Source organism: Streptococcus sp. V919, from assembly GCF_054353475.1.
This window is the reverse complement of record NZ_JBTHHY010000002.1, coordinates 47,015-64,039: the sequence shown is the minus strand read 5'-3', so window position 1 is coordinate 64,039 and position 17,025 is coordinate 47,015. Positions and strand designations below refer to the sequence as shown.

13 protein-coding genes are annotated in these 17,025 nt (G+C 43.1%); 2 read left to right on the top strand and 11 right to left on the bottom strand.

Annotation, left to right across the window (positions count from 1 at the left end):
- Positions 1–4: 4 nt before the first annotated feature.
- On the bottom strand, positions 5–481 hold the full coding sequence (locus ACXYSK_RS06405) for a PTS system mannose/fructose/N-acetylgalactosamine-transporter subunit IIB (RefSeq protein WP_214262566.1): 477 nt from the start codon (positions 479–481) through the stop codon (positions 5–7).
- Positions 478–2,265, bottom strand: coding sequence for a glycoside hydrolase family 35 protein (locus ACXYSK_RS06400; RefSeq protein WP_458625444.1), 1,788 nt, complete (start codon positions 2,263–2,265; stop codon positions 478–480). Before ACXYSK_RS06400 ends, ACXYSK_RS06405 begins: the two co-directional genes overlap by 4 nt.
- Positions 2,266–2,590: 325 nt before the next feature.
- Here ACXYSK_RS06400 and ACXYSK_RS06395 point away from each other — a divergent pair, with 325 nt between their 5' ends.
- Positions 2,591–3,307 carry a GntR family transcriptional regulator gene (locus tag ACXYSK_RS06395; RefSeq protein WP_458625443.1) on the top strand — a complete coding sequence of 239 codons (717 nt, stop codon included), beginning with the start codon at positions 2,591–2,593 and terminating at the stop codon, positions 3,305–3,307.
- A gap of 267 nt (positions 3,308–3,574) precedes the next feature.
- A complete protein-coding gene (strH, locus tag ACXYSK_RS06390) occupies positions 3,575–7,459 on the top strand; it encodes an LPXTG-anchored beta-N-acetylhexosaminidase StrH (protein ID WP_458625442.1) in 3,885 nt (1,294 codons plus the stop codon).
- Positions 7,460–7,504: 45 nt separating this feature from the next.
- Here the strand turns inward: strH and purB are convergent, their stop codons facing one another.
- The 9 genes from purB to purF form a co-directional block, all read right to left on the bottom strand.
- Entirely contained in the window at positions 7,505–8,803 is a 1,299-nt protein-coding gene (purB, locus tag ACXYSK_RS06385) for an adenylosuccinate lyase (RefSeq protein ID WP_003009314.1), read from the bottom strand.
- A gap of 55 nt (positions 8,804–8,858) precedes the next feature.
- A complete protein-coding gene (locus ACXYSK_RS06380) occupies positions 8,859–9,086 on the bottom strand; it encodes a hypothetical protein (RefSeq protein WP_045760093.1) in 228 nt (75 codons plus the stop codon).
- A 9-nt stretch (positions 9,087–9,095) separates the two neighbouring features.
- On the bottom strand, positions 9,096–10,187 hold the full coding sequence (purK, locus tag ACXYSK_RS06375; RefSeq protein WP_458625441.1) for a 5-(carboxyamino)imidazole ribonucleotide synthase: 1,092 nt from the start codon (positions 10,185–10,187) through the stop codon (positions 9,096–9,098).
- Positions 10,174–10,665 carry a 5-(carboxyamino)imidazole ribonucleotide mutase gene (gene purE / locus ACXYSK_RS06370; protein ID WP_254727355.1) on the bottom strand — a complete coding sequence of 164 codons (492 nt, stop codon included), beginning with the start codon at positions 10,663–10,665 and terminating at the stop codon, positions 10,174–10,176. Before purE ends, purK begins: the two co-directional genes overlap by 14 nt.
- Before the next feature lie 286 nt (positions 10,666–10,951).
- Positions 10,952–12,223: a phosphoribosylamine--glycine ligase gene (purD, locus tag ACXYSK_RS06365; RefSeq protein ID WP_458625440.1), complete on the bottom strand. Its 1,272-nt coding sequence runs from the start codon at positions 12,221–12,223 to the stop codon at positions 10,952–10,954.
- A 121-nt stretch (positions 12,224–12,344) separates the two neighbouring features.
- Positions 12,345–13,892 (bottom strand): bifunctional phosphoribosylaminoimidazolecarboxamide formyltransferase/IMP cyclohydrolase, encoded by a 1,548-nt coding sequence (purH, locus tag ACXYSK_RS06360; protein ID WP_458625439.1) that lies wholly within the window; start codon positions 13,890–13,892, stop codon positions 12,345–12,347.
- Positions 13,893–13,962: 70 nt separating this feature from the next.
- A complete protein-coding gene (gene purN, locus ACXYSK_RS06355; protein ID WP_458625438.1) occupies positions 13,963–14,517 on the bottom strand; it encodes a phosphoribosylglycinamide formyltransferase in 555 nt (184 codons plus the stop codon).
- Positions 14,517–15,539 (bottom strand): phosphoribosylformylglycinamidine cyclo-ligase, encoded by a 1,023-nt coding sequence (gene purM / locus ACXYSK_RS06350; protein WP_458625437.1) that lies wholly within the window; start codon positions 15,537–15,539, stop codon positions 14,517–14,519. Before purM ends, purN begins: the two co-directional genes overlap by 1 nt.
- Positions 15,540–15,575: 36 nt before the next feature.
- Positions 15,576–17,018, bottom strand: a complete 1,443-nt coding sequence (purF, locus tag ACXYSK_RS06345; RefSeq protein WP_045613307.1) for an amidophosphoribosyltransferase — start codon at positions 17,016–17,018, stop codon at positions 15,576–15,578.
- Between the last annotated feature and the right edge of the window lie 7 nt (positions 17,019–17,025).

Sequence of the window (17,025 nt, the reverse complement as noted above, 5' to 3'; positions counted from 1 at the left end):
TTTCCTATTTTAATAAGCTCAAAAAGTCTGAAACTGGATCATTTGGAACCATTTGAGCAGTGAGTTTAACACCTTTTTCCGCTAATTTACGGAAGTCTTCCACGTCTTTATCCACAACGTTAATAGAACGTGTGATCGCACGTGTTTCTGGTGTTTGAGACATGTTGCCGACATTGACAGTTTCAAGTGGCACACCTGCTTCTACCAAACCGAGGAAACGGTCAGGTTTGCGTGCTACAATCAACAGACGTTGGCTATCATATTTACCAGCAAGGATATTCGCTGCTGCTTTATCAACTGGCAAAATACTAAGTTTTACACCTGGTGGTGTTGCAAGTTTCAAGCCACTTTTTTCAACGTCGTTGTTCACAACTTCATTGTCAACGACCATGATACGTGAAACATTCAGTTTAGCAGACCAAAGGTTTGCTACTTGTCCGTGAATTAAGCGCCCATCTATACGGCATCCTACAATTGTCATAAGTTTTCCCCCTTTATAAGTTTTAGTGTAGGTTTACGAGTTAAATGTATGTGTTCCTTATATTCCCCTTCAGTTTCAAAGATAATGATGCGGTTAGCACCTTCCTTGAGATAGCTATGTGGAATATATAGAGATAAGGTTGGACCAACATTCCAGAAACGGCCTAGATGATGCCCGTTGATATAAGCAATCCCTTTACCAAACTCAGATAAGTCTAAGTAGGTATCCTTTGGCGCCTCAACTTCAAAGTCATAAGCGTAAAAGGCAGGTTGCCCTTCTGTCCATCCCTTAGAGAAATCAATATTCTCGGGATTATCAAGCGGAAGCGGATATTGTTTCCAGTTGAGCAAGAAATGCAAATCTTTACAAACACCTGTGCGAATTCCTTTTCGCTGGGTATCAGCTAAGAATTTGTGCCCATAGTTGACACGTCCCATATTTTCAATGAGTATATCAATGTTGGAGAGTGCTTTCTTTTTTCCTTGACAAAAGATATCTTCGCCGATTTCTGTCTGGTATTGAGTAGCAATCCACTTGCCATCTACAAAGAGCTGTGCTCTATCTCGTCCATCAATAATTCGAATGCGTTCTTCATCTGCATCCCAACTAGCTTCTGTACGATAGAGTAGGTAGCCATAACTTTGCCCAAGTTCTTCCATTTTCTTTGGATAGAGACTTTCAATCGGACTTGATAGGTCATCCAAGGTTTCAAATAGAGAAACCTTCTCGACTAGCGGAATTGCTTCAACTTCCATACTTTCCTTGTAAAGTGGCTCAGATTGCAGATACTCAGGATAGTGAGTCGCCATCATCTCTTTCACTGCGAAATATTTAGCAGTTGGATTTCCAGCTTCGCCTAAAAGACCGTCATAATCATAAGAAGTTACTTGTGGTAAATCAATCGTTCCTCGAGCTGAGCAACCATTCATAAAACCAAAGTTTGTTCCACCGTGGAACATGTAAAGGTTGATAGAGCCTAGCTCCAAAACCTCGCGAACTGCTTCTGCTAATTCTTCTGGATCACGCTTGATGATAGGTTCTTTCCAACGATTAAACCAGCCATCCCAGAATTCCATACACATGAGTGGCCATTTCTTGCCATACTCATCTAAGAATTCTTGCATCTGTGAAAAATTATAAGTAGCTTTGGAACCAAAGTTCCCAGTCACAAAGAGATCATCCTCAATTAAGGTACCTGCCTTAAGAGTTGCTCGCCATGGACCATCTGATGTGAAAAGCGGACAAGTAACTGCTCGTTCTTCCATCAAACGTCGAATTTCCCTCAAGTAGGTCTTGTCCTCGCCATAGGATCCGTACTCATTTTCGACTTGCATCATGAGAATGTTCCCACCGTTTTCCAATAATCTCGGAACTAGACGTGGAAGCAACTGATCATAGTAGCGACCAACCATGTCAATGAAAGCCGGGTCAGATGACCGAATTCTCATCTCCTTGGTCAAGAGCCATGCTGGTAAACCACCGAATTCCCACTCTGCACAGATAAATGGAGAAGGACGCACAATTGCATATAAGCCCAAATCTTGTGCAGTTTGAAGAAATCTCTCTAAATCAAGATCACCTTCAAAATTAAAGTGTCCTTCAACAGGTTCATGCATGTTCCAAGCGACATAAGTCTCAACTGTATTGAAGCCTAATGCTTTGAGGTTGTACAATGAATGATGCCAATCTTCCGTAGGAACTCTAAAATAGTGAATGGCCCCAGACAAAATCTTGAATGGTTTCCCATCCAGATAGAAATCATCTTTAATTTCAAATCTTGCCATTCTTCCTCCCCTAAAAACGAAAAAGTTTGCGCTTTCATGTATTGTTATATCAACTATAAACTAATCGGGGGTTAATGTCAATACCTTTTGAAATTTTCTTTAAAATTTTTCTATTTTTTTTACTGAATCTTTTCTAAAAACCTTCTCAAAGCCCGTTAAATCAACATTTTGAAAAAACAAGCAAAAATAAGGAATAAAACACAAATTATTTATATGTATTCTAATTTCTTATTCCGATATTTTAAATTTTTTCAGTGCTTTTCTACTCTTTTTTTCGATTTTATGTTAAAATCATAAATGGAGAAGGAAAAAATGAGGTGAAAATATGGCAATTCCAAAGTATCAATACATTAAAGATGAATTGAAAAATAAGATCATTTCTGGTCAATTTGCTAGTGGAGATAAATTCTACACTGAAGCAGAATTGATTTCCATGTATGATGTTAGTTCAATCACAGTAGTTCGCGCCTTGAATGACCTTGCTAAAGACGGATACATTGTTCGTCAACAAGGTAAAGGAACATTCGTAGCTCGTGCTCGCAAGCATAAACTCGTTGAATTTTCTGATGTAGAAATCTTCGAGACCAAAGACGATAATGTAACTGTTCTTTCTATCGAACGCGGGAACGATCTTAAATATCTAGAAAAGCTCGGCCTACGTGGTGATCAATTCTACTACAAGATTGAACGTGTTCGTGAAACAAACGGCATCACCTATATCTATCATAGTTCATACATCCCTGAACAATACATCAATGCCAACTATCCAAACCTTGAATACTATAGTTCTGTCTATAATCGTTTCAAATTGGACTACCACATTCACATGAATGACGAGCATTTTGAAGAAATTAATGAAATTGTATTTCCAACTCCAGAACATGCCGCTTCTATCCTAGGAATCGACACTCAATTCCCAACTGTTTTCCAAACTAGGACAACTAAGCTTGAAGCAACTGGTCAAGTTTTGGAATACATCGAAACTTATAAACGTTCTGATTTCTACAAAATTAAATTCATCTCTTGTGACCGTGGTCACTAATGTTTAAAATCCTGAGACAACTGTCTCAGGTTTTTTATATACCCATTATAGCATCAGCTCCCTTTCCTGAGAATAGCATTTCAAACAATTCTATAATTAGTAACCTTTTTACTAAAAAATAGTCAAAACTTGGAAAATATATCTTAATTTATAATTTATTCTATTTTTTATAGTAATTTCCTCAAAAACTTGACTTTATTTTTGTTTGAACATACAATAAAGTCAGTATGTGAAAACGCTATCAAGAATGCGAAAAGGAGGTTTTTAATGAAACCAGAAAACAAACAGCGCTTCTCTATTCGTAAGTATGCAATCGGAGCAGCTTCTGTATTAATTGGATTTGCTTTTCAAGCCCAGGGTGTTGCGGCTGACGGAGTTGTACCTGTCACAACAGAGGATCAGCCTACTATCCAAACTACTGGAGAATCCGCTCCACAAACGAGTGAAGAAAAGCTCGAGACTGCTCCGTCAACAGAAAATGTGACTCCAGTGACTCCAGCCACTCCAGTAACAAATACTGAAGCTCTAAAAGTTGAAGCTACTCCTTCTCCTGCCTTAGAAGATCCTGCTAAAAACGAGGTCGCTCCAGAAAAATCAGAAGTAACTGAAGAAGTTAAGAAGGCAGAATCTGAAAAAGAAAAAGTTGAAAACAAAGAAGTTGCTAAAGTTGAAGCTCCTGTAGTTGCTACAGAGAGAGAAGCTCAAGTGGATGAAAAACTTGCCAAAAAGAAAATCGTTTCTATCGATGCAGGTCGTAAATACTTCTCTCCTGACCAATTAAAAGAAATCATCGACAAGGCAAAACACTATGGTTACACTGACCTTCATCTCCTCGTCGGAAATGACGGCTTGCGCTTTATGCTTGATGATATGTCCCTAACTGTAGGAGACAAAACTTACGCAAGTGACGATGTTAAACGTGCTGTCGAAAACGGAACAAATGCCTACTACAACGATCCAAATGGTAATCATCTAACTGAAAGTGAAATGACCGACTTGATCAGCTATGCTAAGGATAAAGGCATTGGACTTATCCCTTCTGTTAACAGTCCTGGTCATATGGATGCTATCCTCAATGCTATGAAAGAACTCGGTATTGAAAACCCTAATTTCAACTATTTTGGTAAAGAATCTGCACGTACCGTTGACCTTGATAATGAAAAAGCAGTTGCCTTCACAAAAGCTTTGATTGATAAATACGCTGCTTACTTTGCTGGCAAGTCTGAAATCTTCAACATCGGTTTGGATGAGTACGCTAACGATGCTACTGATGCCAAAGGATGGAGCGTTCTTCAAGCCTATAAATGGTATCCAGAAGATGGCTTCCCAGATAAGGGCTATGATAAATTCATCGCCTATGCTAATGACCTAGCTCATATAGTCAAATCTCATGGCCTTAAACCAATGGCCTTTAACGACGGTATTTACTATAATAGTGACACTACTTTTGGTACCTTTGATAAAGACATTATCGTGTCTATGTGGACTGGTGGTTGGGGCGGTTACGATGTTGCCTCGTCTAAACTTCTATCTGAAAAAGGACACCAAATCCTTAATACGAATGATGCTTGGTACTATGTTCTCGGACGTAATGCTGACGGACAAGGTTGGTATAACCTAGACCAAGGATTGAATGGCATTAAGAGTACGCCAATCACTTCTGTTCCAAAAACAGAAGGAGCTGATGTTCCTATTATCGGTGGGATGGTAGCTGCTTGGGCTGATACTCCATCTGCTCGCTACTCTCCATCTCGTCTCTTCAAACTCATGCGTCAATTCGCAAACTCAAATGCTGAATACTTTGCTGCTGACTACGAGTCTGCTGAACAAGCTCTGAAAGAAGTCCCAACAGACCTTAGTCGCTACACAGCTGAAAGTATTGCAGCTGTCAAAGAAGCAGAAAAAGCCATTCGCTCTCTTGATAGCAACCTTAGTCGTTCTCAACAAGATAGCATTGACCAAGCCATTGCAAAACTTCAAGAAGCTGTCAGCAACTTGACCTTCACTCCAGAAGCTCAAAAAGAAGAAGATGCTAAACGCGAAGTTGAAAAACTTGAGAAGAACAAGGTCATCTCTATCGATGCTGGTCGTAAATACTTCACTCTAGACCAACTCAAACGTATCGTAGATAAGGCTAGCGAACTTGGTTACTCTGATATTCATCTCCTCCTCGGAAATGACGGACTTCGCTTCCTGCTAAATGATATGACCATCACTGCAAACGGCAAGACCTATGCAAGTGACGATGTGAAAAACGCAATCATTGAAGGAACAAAAGCTTATTACGATGATCCAAATGGAACAACTCTGAGCCAAGCTGAAATCACTGAGCTTATCCAGTATGCTAAAGATAAGGGTCTCGGGCTCATCCCTGCTATCAATAGTCCAGGTCACATGGATGCTATGCTTGTCGCTATGGAAAAACTAGGCATCGCAAATCCTCAAGCTAATTTTGATAAAGTCTCAAAAACAACTATGGACCTTGAAAACGAGGAAGCAATGAACTTTACAAAAGCCCTTATTGGCAAGTACATGGACTTCTTTGCAGGCAAGACTAAGATTTTTAACTATGGTACAGATGAGTATGCCAATGATGCTACCAATGCTCAAGGTTGGTACTACCTCAAGTGGTATGGTCTATACGGTAAGTTTGCTGAGTACTCAAATAGCCTAGCTGCTATGGCTAAAGAAAAGGGCTTGCAACCAATGGCCTTTAACGATGGCTTCTACTACGATGATAATGACGATGTTGAGTTTGATAAAGATGTCATCATCTCTTACTGGTCTAAAGGCTGGTGGGGTTACAACCTTGCATCTCCTCAGTATCTTGCAAGCAAGGGTTACAAAATCCTTAATACCAATGGAGACTGGTACTATGTTCTAGGTAACCATAAGAATGACGAAGCCTATCCTCTATCAAAAGCTATTGAAAATACTGAAAAAGTACCATTTAAACAACTAGCTTCAACTAAGTATCCTGAAGTCGACCTTCCAACAACTGGTAGTATGCTAGCCATCTGGGCGGACAAACCTCAAGCAGAGTACAAGGAAGAAGAAATCTTTGAACTTATGACTGCCTTTGCAGACCACAACAAAGACTACTTCCGTGCTGACTACAAGGCTCTTCGCGAGGAACTTGCTAAAGTTCCTGAAAACTTAGAAGGATATAGCACAGAAAGCCTCGAGGCTCTCAAGACTGCTAAAGATGCTCTGAACTACAATCTCAACCGTAATAAGCAAGCTGAGTTGGATACACTTGTAGCTAACCTTAAAGTTGCGAGACTTGGTCTTAAACCGGCTGCAACTCACTCAGGAAGTCTTGATGAAAATGAAGTTGCTGCCAACGTCGAAACCAAACCAGAGCTTATCACAAGAACGGAAGAAATTCCATTTGAGACTGTCAAGAAGGAAAATCCTAACCTTCCAGCAGGACAAGAAAAAGTTGTCACTGAAGGTGCCAAAGGCGAACGTACAATCTACGTCTCAGTTACTACTGAAAATGGTAAAGAAACCGAAACAGTTCTTGAAGAAAAAGTCACAAAAGAAGCTGTCAACCAAGTGGTTGAAGTTGGAACTCCAGTCACTCATGTCGGTGACGAAGAAGGAGTCGCTCCTGTTGCAGATGCCAAACCACGTGTTGTGATTGAGGACGAAGAAATTCCGTTTACAACTATTACTCGTGAAACTGATGCCTTACCTAAGGGAGAAACTCGTGTAGTAACCGAAGGCGTTAAGGGGCGTCGTAGTCAATTCTATTCTGTGACTACTAATGCTGATGGAACTGAAGTTAAAACATTGGTAAGCAGTGCCATCGCTCAAGAACCAGTTACTCAAATCATCGAAGTTGGAACTCTTGTAACACATGTAGGAGACGAACATGGACTAGCTCCTGCTGCGGAAGAAAAACCGAAATTAGAGATTCCAAATGTGCCAGCTCCTGTTGCAGAAGAAAAACCGAAATTAGAAATTCCAAACGTGCCAACTCCAGCAACTGTTCCTGCTGAGGAAAAACAAGCTCTTCCTCAAGGCCCAGCTCCTGTAGTAAAAGAAAATAAACTTCCTGAAACAGGAAACCAAGAGTCAGAATGGTTGATTGCTACAGGTCTGATGACTGCACTCACAGCTTATGGACTAAGCAAGAAAAAAGATTAAGCACAAATAAAAAGCGAGATTAAATCTCGCTTTTTATTGTTGTCATTAGTCACCCAAACCGATACGTTCGAAGATTTCATCAACACGTTTAGTGTAATATGTTGGGTTGAAGATTTCGTCGATTTCTTCTTGAGTGAGGCGTGATGTTACTTCTGGATCTGCTTCAAGAAGTGGTTTGAAGTCGACTTGGTTATCCCATGATTGGGCAGTCTTCGGTTGAACAAGGTCGTAAGCTTGCTCACGTGTCATGCCTTTTTCAATCAAAGTAAGCATGGCACGTTGGCTGAAGATCAAACCAAATGTAGAGTTCATGTTGCGGATCATGTTTTCTGGGAAGACTGTCAAGTTCTTAACGATGTTTCCGAAACGGTTGAGCATGTAGTCAATCAAGATGGTTGTATCTGGTGCGATGATACGCTCAGCTGATGAGTGAGAGATATCACGTTCGTGCCAGAGTGACACATTTTCGTAAGCTGTGACCATGTGACCACGGATCACACGTGCAAGACCTGTCATGTTTTCAGAACCGATAGGGTTACGTTTGTGAGGCATAGCAGATGAACCTTTTTGACCTTTAGCAAAGAACTCTTCCACTTCACGTTGTTCTGATTTTTGAAGACCACGAATTTCAGTCGCCATACGCTCGATAGAAGTTGCGATGCTCGCAAGAACTGCAAAGTACTCAGCGTGAAGGTCACGAGGGAGAACCTGTGTAGAGATTTCTTGAGCACGGATACCCAATTTATCGCAGACGTATTTTTCAACGAATGGTGGGATGTTGGCAAAGTTACCAACCGCACCAGAAATCTTACCAGCTTCCACACCTGCAGCCGCATGCTCGAAACGTTCGATGTTACGTTTCATTTCGCTGTACCAAGTCGCCAATTTAAGACCAAAGGTTGTCGGCTCAGCGTGCACACCGTGGGTACGACCCATCATGATAGTGAACTTGTGTTCTTTCGCTTTGTCAGCGATGATGTTAAGGAAGTTTTCAAGGTCTTTGCGGATGATGTCGTTGGCTTGTTTGTAGAGGTAACCATAGGCAGTATCGACCACGTCAGTAGATGTCAAACCATAGTGAACCCACTTACGCTCTTCACCAAGAGTTTCAGAAACCGCACGTGTGAAGGCAACCACATCGTGACGAGTTTGCTGCTCGATTTCCAAAATACGGTCAATGTCAAAATCCGCCTTCTCTCGAATCAAAGCCACATCTTCCTTAGGGATTTCTCCCAACTCAGCCCATGCTTCATCAGCCAAGATTTCCACCTCAAGCCAAGCACGGTATTTATTTTCTTCAGTCCAAATGTTCGCCATCTCAGGGCGAGAGTAACGTTCGATCATTGTTTTGTTTTCCTTTCTTTTGATGTTTCACATCAGCTAGCAACCAATAGTCGTTTTATTCAAATTCTTCTTTCCCAATCCACACAGATGGGTAGTGATCTAGTGTATTCAAATCCGTATCCAGCGGGACATCATAGATAGCTAAATAGTTTTCAGGATATTGAGCCGTTAGCTCTTCATACTTAGCTTTTACTTTTTCGTGATCGCTACTAGCATACAAGACCTCGACTACTGCTCCAGTCTTCTCTTTTTCGACAAATGCGTTGACGATGAGTTGTATCATAGGCACGTCCTAAAAATCAATTCCTTTCCCAAACTCTTCAACCTCATCCGGCACATCACTATACAAAGTCACATGTCCCATTTTGCGATTTTGCTTCGCTACTATTTTACCATACAGGTGGAGGTGGGCGCTTGGATTTTCTGTGACATATTTTTCAGCGGCCTCGACATGCTGGCCGAGAACATTGAGCATAACGGCTGGCGCATGGAGTTTGATAGCTGACAATGGTGCTCCGAGAACACCCAAGATATGAGTATCAAACTGGGAGAAGTCGCAAGCTTCGATTGAGTAGTGGCCTGAGTTGTGTGGACGTGGCGCAATTTCATTGACGATGATATCATCAGCTGTCGCAAACATCTCCACACAAAGAGTTCCAGACAAGTTGAGTTGTTCTGCAATTCGAACCGCCATAGCTTTGGCCTTGGCTGCTAGACTTTCTGAAATGCGAGCAGGCACAATGGTTTTTGAAAGAATGTTGTTACGGTGGATATTTTCCTGAACTGGGAAAACCGTCACATCCTTGCCATTTCCAGAAACGATAACAGAAATTTCAAGATCAAAGTTGACAAATTCTTCCAAGACGCAGTCTGCTGAGTCAGCTAGAGCGTAGGCTTCTTCCAAATCTTCTGCTGAGCGAATGACCTTCTGGCCATGGCCATCATAGCCACCTGTCGCTGTCTTGAGGACATAGTTTTTCGATAGGTCAATATCTGCCAAGTCTTGGCTTGAGGTCACAATCTTGTAGGGTGCCACAGTGACTTGTGCCTTGTTTGCGAGGAAGTCCTTTTCAAAAATGCGATTTTGAGAAATGCGGAGCAAGTCTGTTCCTTGAGGGAGTTGCCCATCCTTGATAACAGCATCAAGACCATCGGCGTCCACATTTTCAAATTCATAAGTGAGAACATCACATCGGTCTGCCAACTGACGAAGTGCATCCACGTCGTCGTAAGGGGCCACGATGATTTCCGCCACACGGGAAGCTGGACAATCAGCTGCTGGGTCCAGTGCGATAACCTTGTGCCCCATGTAGATAGCTGAGATCGCCATCATCTGACCGAGCTGGCCACCACCGATGATCCCAATGGTTTTAGTTGAGCTCATTTGTAGACTCCTCTGCAATTTTTCCTTGTTCTTCAGCGAAATCCGCCAAAGCTGTCGCAATAACCTGGTCCTCTACTGAAAGAAGACGGAGGGCAAAGAGGGCCGCGTTAGTCGCTCCAGCTTCACCGATCGCCATGGTTGCGACAGGCACTCCACCTGGCATCTGAACGATGGAATAGAGTGAATCCACACCGCTAAGGGCACGAGATTTGACGGGCACACCAATGACTGGAAGTGTAGTCTTAGCAGCGACCATCCCTGGCAAGTGAGCTGCACCACCTGCACCTGCAATGATGATCTTGATGCCACGGCTACGTGCTTCTTCGGCATGTTTGAACATAAGGTCAGGCGTCCTATGGGCGGAAACAACTTTCTTTTCGTAAGCGACACCAAAGTTGTCGAGGACTTCAGCGGCTTTTTGCATGGTTGCCCAGTCGGATTTTGAGCCCATGATGATGGAAATTACTGGTTTAGTCATAATTTTTCCTTTTTCTTTTTTGATAATGGTCTTAGGTGGTGGGGCGGAAGCAAACCTTCGGTTTCATTCCTAAACTTTGAGCCTAAGGTCTCAAAGTTTCCCCCGGCCAGAACAGATCCTGCTCTGGTCCTTTCACCACGGCGACCATTATTGAGTTTGGCGACTTCGTCGCCTCATATAGCACTGATATTCGAAAACTCGAATAAAATCACAGAGCGACAAGGCAAAGCGACGAAGATAGAACTAAAGTTCATCACGGAGCTTTAACACAGTCAATCGAAGATTTTTAAAGAGTTTTATTTATTGCCTTGCTACCGATATCCGTACGATAGAAGAGGCCTTCTGTGTTTTGTTTGTTGAGTTCGTTGTAGATAATGTTTTGGCCGTCTTTGACGGTGTCTGCTGTTGTGACGAGCATGTAGACACGTCCGCCGTTTGAGAGGAGATCTTGGCCATTTTCAGCGAATTTGGCACCAGCATAGTAAGTGATGATGTCGCCCTCTGTCTTGGCTGGAAGCTGGACACCCTTCTCATAAGCGAGTGGGTAGCCGTTTGAGGCTACAACCACGCCTAGTGTCACACCCTTGTCCGTCCAAGTGATGGCTGGCTCTTTGCCTTCCAAAATATCGGTGATATTTTGTGCAAAGTCAGATGTCAAGCGAGGCAAGATTATTTGTGTTTCAGGATCGCCAAAGCGTGAGTTGAACTCAATGACTTTAGGGCCGTCAGCTGTCAAGATAAGTCCAGCGTAAAGGACACCAGTGTAAGGACGGCCTTCTTTAATCATGCCTTCAAGGACTGGCTTGACAATAGTGTCAACTGCTGTGTCAACCACGCTCTGTGGCAAGTGAGGAACTGGCGCATAGGCACCCATCCCACCAGTGTTAGGGCCCTTGTCGCCATCATAGGCACGTTTGTGGTCCTGAGCTGTTGGCATGATGTAGAACTTGTCCCCATTGACAAAGGCAAAGAGAGAGAATTCTTCCCCGTCAAGGAATTCCTCGATGACCACACGCGCACCTGAATCACCGAATTTATTGTCCAACAGCATCTCGTGAGCAGCTTCGACGGCTTGCTCAACCGTCTCCGCAACGACGACCCCTTTCCCTAGGGCCAAGCCGTCTGCCTTGACGACGATTGGAGCGCCTTTCTCCTCGATGTAGGCCTTGGCTTCCTCAAAATTTGAAAATGTACCATAGGCTGCTGTCGGAACGTCGTATTTGACCATGATTTCCTTAGCAAAATCCTTAGACCACTCCAGCTCAGCCGCAGCCTTGGTCGGACCAAAGGCCTTGAGACCAGTTGCATTAAAATCATCTACGATCCCAGCTGCAAGGGCATCATCTGGACCGATAAAGGTCCAAGCAATATTGTTGACTTTTGCGAAGTCAATCAGCTTAGAATGTTCGGAAATAGAGATATTTACCAAATCAAGTCCATCTAAGGTCATCCCGTCATTCCCAGGAGCCACGAAAACTTGCTCAACGTCTTTAGACTCCAACAACTTTTTGGCAATCGCATGCTCACGACCACCTGAGCCGACAACTAACAGTTTCATCCATCAACCTCTTTTGCGAATTATTTACTAACATTATATCATAAACGTTCGTTTTAATCTTGTTTCGTTAAGTTTTTTTAAACAAAAAAGGAAAGAAACTGTTTTCTTCCCTTTCGTTTTCTTAATGTCTAAAATGTCTCACACCTGTGAAGATCATAGTCAAGCCATGTTTATCAGCCGCTTCGATGGACTCTTGGTCACGGACTGATCCACCCGGTTGGATGATAGCTTTAATACCTGCTTTGGCGATTTCTTCCACGTTATCTGCAAATGGGAAGAAAGCATCTGAAGCAAGAACAGCACCGTCAAGACAGTCTTTAGCTTGGTCAATCGCAATACGTACGGAAGCCACACGGTTGGTTTGACCAGGGCCAACGCCAAGTGTCATGTGGTCGTTGGTTATGATGATTCCGTTTGATTTGACGTACTTGATAGCCTTCCAAGCGAATTCAAGAGCAGTCGCTTCTGTCTCAGTTGGTTGGCGTTTGGTAACAACTTGCCAGTCAGCTGGACTTTCTTTCACAACGTCTTGGTTTTGAACGAGGAGACCTCCAACAACACCAGTGTATTCTGCTTCCACTTCGCTAGCATCTTGAGCATCAAATGGCAATGCAAGGATACGCAAGTTTTTCTTCTTAGTTGTCAAGATTTCAAGCGCTTTATCTGTATAGCTTGGTGCGATGATGATTTCAAGGAAAACGCCGTGCATCTTCTCAGCTGTCGTAGCGTCCACTTCACGGTTAAGAACGACGATTCCACCAAAGATAGACACTGGGTCAGACTCATAAGCGTAGTCCCAAGCAGTCTCGATGTCATCAGCTTGACCGATACCGCACGGGTTCATGTGTTTGAGAGCCACAACGGTAGGACGGTCTTTGAAATCACGAATGATACGGATAGCGGCATCAGCATCACGGATATTGTTAAAGGACAATTCTTTACCGTTGAGCTGTTTCGCTGATGCAATCGAATAATCCGTTGGCAAAGCTTTTTGGTAGAAGTCTGCGTCTTGTTGAGGGTTTTCACCGTAACGCATTGGTTGCTTGAGGTCATAAGTCAAAGTTAGTTTTTCAGGCTTGCTTTCACCCACTTGAGCTGTGAAGTATTCTGCAATCAAGGCGTCATAAGCAGCTGTGTGACGAAATACTTTGGCTGCCAACCGTTGGCGAGTTTCGTAAGAGGTTTCACCGTTTGCTGCCAATTCGTCAAGAACAACAGCGTAGTCAGCAGGATCTACCACAACTGTGACGCTAGCGTGGTTTTTCGCTGCTGAACGAAGCATGGATGGTCCACCGATATCAATGTTCTCCACCGCATCCGCGTAAGTCACATCTGGTTTAAGGATGGTTTCTTTAAATGGGTAAAGGTTGACCACAACAAGGTCAATCAACTCGATATTATTGTCCTTAGCAGCCTCTAGGTGGCTATCGAGGTCACGACGAGCGAGGAGACCACCATGGATATTTGGGTGGAGAGTCTTGACACGACCATCCATCATCTCTGGGAAACCAGTCACATCATCGATGGCGATAGTATCCACCCCAGCATTGTCAAGGGCAACTTTAGTACCACCAGTTGAGATGATATCCCAACCAAGTTTTTTGAGTTCTTGGGCAAATTCAACAATGCCCGCTTTGTCTGAGACTGAAATAAGTGCTCGTTTAGTCATTTTTCTCTTCCTTTTTAAAAAGTTCTTCAGCTACTACAGTCGAAATTATTCTTTCAGCTCTAGCACTTCCTTATTTGCGTGCAACTCCCAAACTATCCAAGACTTCTGGATAGAGTTTGTACTCTGTTTCGTGGATGCGAGTCTCGAAAGTATCAAGGGTATCATTCTCTAGACGTGGCACACGGACTTGTTTGATGACCTTACCTGTATCCACACCAGAGTCCACCCAATGAATGGTCACACCGCTCTCAGCAACGCCTGCATTCCAAGCATCCTCAATACCATGAGCGCCTGGAAATTCAGGGAGATAGGCTGGATGAATATTGATGATACGGCCTTCATAAGCTGCTAGCAAAGTTGGTCCGACGATTTTCATGTATCCTGCGAGACAAACGAGGTCAATCTGGTGTTCATCCAAGAGTTTGACGATAGCTTCTTCATAAGCTGCTTTATTGTCAAATTCCTTGAGTTCAAAGGCATGGCTAGCCACACCAAGATTTTTGGCACGTTCTAAGACATAGGCATCCCGGTGATCTGAAAAGACAAATTCTACTGGAAATTGTTCCGCAATCACCTGAAAGTTTGAGCCGTTGCCAGAGGCAAATACAGCAATCCTTTTAGTCATTATTTAATCACCACACTTGCGCCATCTTTCTTCACAATCCGACCGATTTCATAAACCGGTTCGTCAAGAAGTTCTTTGACACGTTCCACATTTTCTGGTTTCACTGCAAGCATGAGACCAATCCCCATGTTAAAGATTTCAAACATTTCTTCATGTTTGATTTGGCCATATTTTTCAAGAGCTTTGAAAATTGGAAGGACTGGCACTTTGCTTTCGTCAATTTCAGCAGCCAAGTCATCAGCGAACATACGTGGCACATTTTCGATGAAACCACCACCTGTTATATGGGCAATCCCGTTGACCAATTCTTCTTTGATGAGTGGTAAAGTTGCTTTGACATAGATACGAGTTGGTTCAAGAAGAACGTCTTTAAGTTTTTTGCCTTCAAGTTCTGGAAGAACTTCTTCCCCCGTGTAATCAGCAAAGACAAGACGAACAAGTGAGTAACCATTTGAGTGGATACCGCTTGAAGCAAGTCCCAGAATCACATCGCCTGCCGCTACTTTTGAACCGTCGATGATTTGTGATTTTTCTGCAACACCGACAGCAAATCCAGCCAAATCATAATCATCTTCACCATACATACCAGGCATTTCAGCCGTTTCACCACCGATAAGTGCTGCACCAGCTTGTACACAACCTTCTGCAACACCGGCAACGACTTGTTCCAATTTAGCTGGTTCATTTTTACCAGTTGCGATATAGTCCAAGAAGTAGAGAGGCTCTGCACCTGCAGCAATGATATCATTGACACACATGGCCACACAGTCCTGACCGATAGTATCGTGTTTGTCATACTTAATAGCAAGCATAAGTTTAGTACCAACACCATCTGTCCCTGAGATCAAAACAGGTTCTTTGACACCTGTTTTTGAAAGGTCAAACATACCACCGAAACCACCAAGAGCTCCCATAACACCTGCACGCTCCGTACGTGCCACGTGTTTTTTGATCCGTTCAACAACTTCATAACCCGCTTCAACATCCACACCAGACTGCGCATAAGCATTTTTATTTGTCATTTGTTTATTCCTTTTCCTTTCCTTCAATGGGGAATTTTATTTGTAAAAACTCGTTTTTTCTTCCAAACTTCTACGATATTCTTCTTCATAGTCATAGAGAGGAGTTGGATATTTTCCATCAAAGTAAGCCACACAGAGGCCGCCATTTGGTGCATCTGTTTCAATCCCAATAGAGTCAATCAAGCCATCAATCGAAAGATAAGTTAGACTATCCGCACCAATGATTTGGCAAGTTTCCTCAACGGTATGATTGGCTGCAATCAACTCCTGACGTGTCTGGATATCAATCCCGTAGAAACATGGATAGGCAAGAGCAGGACTACCAATGGCAACGTGCACTTCTGATGCTCCCGCTTCTTTCAAAAGCTGGACAATGCGACGAGATGTTGTTCCACGTACAATTGAGTCATCAATCATAACCACACGTTTGCCTTTAACGACACCAGAAACGGCAGACAATTTCATTCGAACTCCTTGTTCCCGCAATTCTTGAGTCGGCTGGATAAATGTCCGTTGCGTATATTGGTTCTTGATAAGACCCATTTCATTCGGCAAACCTGATTCTTCCGCAAAGCCCATCGCTGCGCTGAGTGAGGAATTTGGTACACCAACTACAATATCAGCTTCGTGCTTGAACTCACGTGCCAACTGAGCGCCCATTCTCTTACGAGCCGTATGGACATTAACACCATGGATGTTGGAGTCAGGACGGGCAAAGTAGATATACTCCATGGAACAGATCGCCAACTGAGTATCGTTTGTATAGCTGTCATACTGGATGCCATTATCATCAATAATAACAATCTCGCCTGGTTTCACATCGCGAATCCACTCAGCACCGATGACTTCAAAGGCGCAGGTTTCAGAAGAAACGACAACTGCTCCATTCGCCATTTTCCCGATTGACAGAGGACGAAAACCATTTGGATCAAGCGCTGCAATTAACTTATCTTCAAACATCAAGAGATAAGCGAAACCACCTTTAACAAGACTGAGCGCTTCCTTGATTTTACCCATCAAGTTTGGATTGTGGCTACGGCGAATCAAGTGAGCCAAGATTTCTGAATCAGAAGTCGAGCTGAAGATTGCCCCTCTTTGTTCCAATTCTTGCTTGAGCGATTCTGCATTGGTCAGATTCCCATTATGAGCCAAACCAAACTGCATATCGTGAAAGCGGAAGAGGAAAGGTTGGATATTATCTACAGAAGCTTCTCCCGCAGTCGCATAGCGCACGTGTCCAATCGCTCCAGTCCCTGTCAATTTATCCAAATTAGCAGGATTTTTGAAGACTTCTGATAAAAGCCCCATATCACGATGACGCTTTAATTGTCCATGGTCATTGGAGAGGATCCCTGCCCCCTCCTGGCCACGGTGCTGAAGACTATGGAGTCCAAAGTAGGTCAATTTGGCAGCGTCTGGGTGGCCCCAGATACCAAAAACACCACATTCTTCATTAAGAGATTTTACTTCGTATGTCATTTTTTAT